At 65.3% G+C, this 1014-nt stretch carries 1 pseudogene; it reads left to right on the forward strand.

What is annotated here, in order from left to right:
- A pseudogene (locus A5779_RS21740) lies at positions 1–1014 on the forward strand (tyrosine-type recombinase/integrase); the annotation flags it as partial.

Below are 1014 nucleotides of genomic sequence, written 5' to 3' on the forward strand. Positions count from 1 at the left end.
CGGCCATGGTGGGCTCATGACATCTGGGATCTGGACGCTGATCCCCGCATCCCGCAGCGTGAGCACGAACCCTGCCATGACCAGGTTGCCCGCCTCGGAGGGATCGAACCGGTCTGGCTGCGTGAAGGGGTGCGGTTCTGGCTGCGCACCTGTTTGACGGCTGAACTGCTGCGCTGGTCGTCGGTGATCGGCCGCACCCGCGGCATCACCCGCCATCTGGGTCCATTCTTGGTCGAACGCGGGATCGATGATCCGGTGATCAGCACCGACCGGGCGGCGCTGCGGCTGGTGTTCACCGAGTTCACCGAATACCTCAAATCACCTGCCGCGCGGGCCAAACCGGAGCGTCCGCTGTCGGCGGCGACGATCGCGGTCGTCCAGTCCAAGATTCAGATGTTCTACACGTTCATGGTGGACCATGCCGAGGAAGCCGCGGCAGCGACCGGAGATCCTCGCTGGAGCCGGTTGACCGACACCCATACCCGGTTGTGGGGTGCGGCGTTTCGCAGCCGACGCCGCAGCGGCGGCCGGGAGCTGACCTGGTTTTCGACCGCCGAGCTGCAGCGGATGTTGTGCTATCTCGACGTGCTGGCCGCCGATGTGGGCAAACCGGTGGTCATCACCCATCTCGATTCCACGATCTCGGTCGTGTCCGGTCTCGGCGATCCGCAAGCGGCCCGTATCTGGTTGCTGCAAGCGTTGACCGGGCGGCGGGCCTCAGAGATTCTGATGCTCGATTTCGACCCGCTGCAGCCGATCCCGGGTCATGACCGCCCCGTGGGAGCCGCCGACGATCCCGATGGGTTCGTGGCCAAACTGCGCTACCAGCAGACCAAAGTCGACGGTGTGGTGCCCACCATCCTGGTCGAGCAGGCCGTGGTCAACGTGATCAGCGAGCAGCAAGACTGGATCCGGGCGCGCTACCCACAGCTGGAGCCGAAGTACCTGTTCCTCGGGGTGCGCTACCAGCACCAGGGCCAGCGACCACGCAGCTATGACTCCTACAGCCGGATC

The sequence above is a fragment of the Mycolicibacterium peregrinum genome, assembly GCF_001665625.1.
Taxonomy (GTDB): domain Bacteria; phylum Actinomycetota; class Actinomycetes; order Mycobacteriales; family Mycobacteriaceae; genus Mycobacterium; species Mycobacterium peregrinum_B.